This is a genomic window from Microcoleus sp. OTE_8_concoct_300 (assembly GCF_031383065.1).
In the GTDB taxonomy this organism is placed as follows: Bacteria; Cyanobacteriota; Cyanobacteriia; order Cyanobacteriales; family Microcoleaceae; genus Microcoleus.
In genome coordinates this window covers 1-2,900 of record NZ_JANMZH010000760.1, presented here as the reverse complement: position 1 = coordinate 2,900, position 2,900 = coordinate 1, and the positions used below count along the sequence as shown (strand labels likewise).

The following is a 2,900-nucleotide window of genomic DNA, read 5'->3' as shown; positions in this document are numbered from 1 at the left end:
GAAAAAAGGTACCGAAGAATACGGCAACCGCACGAAAGTTAAAGTTGCTAAAAATAAAGTTGCTCCGCCTTTCCGCATTGCCGAATTTGACATTGTATTTGGCAAAGGCATTTCTACTTTAGGCTGTCTGACTGACTTGGCCGACGAAATGGGAGTAATTCTGAAAAAAGGTTCTTGGTATAGCTACAACGGAGAGAACATAGCTCAAGGACGAGACAAAGTGATCCAGCACATGGAGAAAAACATCGATTTCAAAAATGAAATTGAGGAGCTAGTTAAAAAGAAACTTGAGACTGGTGCTGTGGTTTCTGCTAATTCTGTCGCCCCTGTTGAGGTAGATGATGTAGATGAGGTAGATGATGTAGATGATGTAGATGATGTAGATGATGTAGATGATGTAGATGATTTGGAAGAAATCTAAATCTTTTAGTCAATAAATGCCATAGCTGTTAGATCCCCGACTTTTTAAAGAAGTCGGGGATCTGTTTATTCTGTTTTTTTAAGATCGGTCCTGGAGACAAAAACCCGGTTTCTTCACGTAATTTGGTCATATACGCTCGAACCTGACAACGAGAAACCGGGTTTTTTGGGTCTAGTGTGTCCAGGACTGAAGATGTAGGGTTGACACTCCCCGGCCTCAAGGCGTGGGGATTCTTGGTTCTGGCGACATACCTTAAAACTATCTATCCTTGTGGCAATACTTAAACCAAATATCCGTTCAAAGGAACCAAATATCGAGCCTAATTTAGTTAGTCCCAGAGGGTTTTATCTCCCCAAGCGTTCGAGAATTACTTCTCATGTTACCGGATGCCCTACGGTACGTTTTAAATTCCCAAAATTTACTTTTCTGGTTTTCGCTTACGTTAGTCAGCCTAGCTATGTTTTTTGTGGTTTTCGCCACCCACTAACCATTATTGTTTTGGGACCCGTCGTTTGAGCTTGGTGTCTCATGTGTATCGGCGGTTATTCTACCTGTGGTATAAGTATCATTGTACTCTACTTTAAATAGAATGCAAGGAACTTTTAAAAATAGATACTAACGCAACTAAACGATTAAAAAAATCGGCAATCAATTACTGTAGTTTAGACTAACTAAAGATGAGAACGGTGGCTTTCAGCAGAACTTGAGCCACCGCGCCGGGAGAGAATAAGGGTGAAAAAGAAAACCTATCCACTCCCTAAATGAACAGTGAACGATTAAAAGACTTTCGTCAAGCAGCATACGAGTTATTGGTACGAGCCAAGGATGCGACATTCGAGCTGATGGATGCAGTGATGACCACCAGAAATGCGTCATGTTTAGCAGAATTTTCACTCAGCCCGGTATTCAATCGTCAATGGCCAAGTATTTACGAAGCATTGCAAGACTGTAGGCCAGATCGGAAAAAACTGATGATGCTGTATCGACAGCAATTAGAACAGCAAGTACCCGCAACAGAACATATATTAGTGGCGATCGATCATACTGCATGGGGGAGACCATTCGCCAAAACCTTAAAAGACAGAACCCATGAATATCAGGGGGGCGTAATTATTGGACAAGGGTACAGTACAATTGCCTGGATACCTGAAGCTCAAGGAAGTTGGGCATTACCCCTACTCCATGAAAGAATTAGTAGTGGGTCTTCACCCATACTTCAAGCAGCTTCTCAACTTAAACTTGTCTGTGAACAGAGCATCCATCCAGTCTTAGCAGTCTTAGACCGAGAATATGGCAATGCAAATTGGGTATTAGCGCAAGCAGACATTCAAGCTGATTGCTTAATGAGAGTCCGAAAGAATGCCTGTTTGTGGTCAGCACCACCAGCCTATAGTGGTCGCGGTAGACCACGAAAACATGGGCAAAAAATGAGACTCAACGACCCAACCACATGGCTTCAAGCGGATACTGCGCTCGAAATTGACGAACATCCAGAGTTGGGACAAGTCCGAGTCAGTCAATGGCTTGACTTGCATTTTTATCGTGCCCCTGGACAAAGAGTCAATTTAATCCTGGTCGAAAGAATGAAGCCTATGTCAAACGGTCAGCCATTTCCACCCTTGTGGTTGGCTTGGGTGGGAGAACGAACTCTACCCAAGCGAAACTGTCTGGTTTAAGTATTTACGACGTTTTGGAGTGGATCATTGGTATCGATTTGTCAAGCAACGATTGCATTGGACATTGCCTAACTTGAGAACTCCCGAACAATCTGAGCGTTGGAGCGATTTAATGCCATTGATGAGTTGGCAACTCTGGTTAGCTAAGGATTTAGTGGTCGAGAATATATTACCTTGGCAATCTGCTAGTATCAATTTAACGCCTGGACGTGTTGCCCAATCAATGTGGTCGGTTTTAGTTGACATTGGTACTCCCGCGAAACTGCCTAAACATAGGGGAAAGTCCCCGGGTTGGGAAACCGGAAAGGTACGGACTAAAGCACCGTGCTATCCCACTGTCAAAAAACGGGTTTCTCGACGCAAAAAGTCTTCAAGATTAGCTATTTAATCTGAGCCCTCTTAAGTTTTTGAGTAACAGCTTGCCTTCTATCCAAAGGCAACTACTTTTAGATGCGATCGTTTTTTAGTCTAAACTACAGTCAATTAAAGCCGTCCTATTAAGAAGGGGCTTTAGACCCAATTATCTTGGTAAAGCATTTGAGAGAATACAAATATCCCCGACTTCATCGATGAAGTCGGGGATCTAAAATAAGAGTATTTCACCACGTTGTTTAATGTTGAGGAGTTTGGTGCAAGGAAATCTCTAAAACTTCTATCTGCTGGTTGAGAGTAGCAGAGCGCTTCTGAGCATATTTGTCGTGCAGAAAAATACTTAAGCCCACACCCACTGGCAACACAAAATAGATAAATCCCAGCAACATCTGAGCAATTTCTTCTTGCGCTGCTGCATCGAATTGAGGCAC

Annotated in this window: 3 protein-coding genes and 1 pseudogene; 3 read left to right on the top strand and 1 reads right to left on the bottom strand. The window is 42.9% G+C overall.

The window, feature by feature from the left end; translation table 11 throughout:
• From ACUVJL_RS33880 to ACUVJL_RS33870, 3 genes and pseudogenes are all read left to right on the top strand, one after another.
• Window positions 1-421: pseudogene (locus ACUVJL_RS33880) on the top strand (recombinase RecA); the annotation flags it as partial.
• Window positions 422-1,182: 761 nt separating this feature from the next.
• A complete protein-coding gene (locus tag ACUVJL_RS33875; RefSeq protein ID WP_445249840.1) occupies window positions 1,183-2,097 on the top strand; it encodes a transposase in 915 nt (304 codons plus the stop codon).
• Window positions 2,098-2,116: 19 nt separating this feature from the next.
• Window positions 2,117-2,485: a hypothetical protein gene (locus ACUVJL_RS33870; protein WP_445249839.1), complete on the top strand. Its 369-nt coding sequence runs from the start codon at window positions 2,117-2,119 to the stop codon at window positions 2,483-2,485.
• A 223-nt stretch (window positions 2,486-2,708) separates the two neighbouring features.
• On the opposite strand, the gene ACUVJL_RS33865 is transcribed toward ACUVJL_RS33870, so the two are convergent.
• Window positions 2,709-2,900: hypothetical protein (locus ACUVJL_RS33865; RefSeq protein WP_445249838.1), on the bottom strand; the 192-nt coding region annotated here is incomplete at its 5' end.